This window comes from Prolinoborus fasciculus (assembly GCF_056724605.1).
The window spans coordinates 1-453 of the sequence record NZ_JBWZQN010000186.1 but is presented as its reverse complement, the minus strand read 5'-3'; the positions used below and the strand labels follow the sequence as shown (position 1 = coordinate 453).

1 protein-coding gene is annotated in these 453 nt (G+C 42.6%); it reads right to left on the bottom strand.

What is annotated here, in order from left to right; translation table 11 throughout:
• On the bottom strand, positions 1–256 hold a 256-nt coding region (locus AC1P5O_RS16875), incomplete at its 3' end, for a hypothetical protein (protein ID WP_499006441.1).
• Between the last annotated feature and the right edge of the window lie 197 nt (positions 257–453).

Genomic DNA, 453 nt, shown 5'->3' with positions numbered 1-453 from the left:
CGAGTTCATTATGAAAGGCATACGCACGAACATTCAGGTCGACTCGTGGCAGACCTATACCTTTCACTGCTTCAGCTTCAAGTTTTGAGGCCTGTTCCAGACTTTGATAGGCTTGGCTGCTATAAGAGTTTTGCAACAACTGACGTTCAGCATCCTGAAAGCTGATGCTCTGCGCATGAGCAAAGCTGCCATACATCATCGATGCAAGCAGATTTAAACCCCAGACAAGCTGTCTTTTATTTTTCTTTAAGTTCATAAAGTCGCTAAACTGATTTAAAGCCGGTGATGTTATCCGGCTAGTATAAATCAAAGGTTCGCAGATAGAACTAGGGCGTGTCATCAATTACCTTGAGGAAAACCACCTTGTCCCCATTATACTTTTATGACTAAACGCTATGCCTTAAGAGATGATCAATGGGAACAGATTAAAGATCTGTTACCTGGACGAATGGG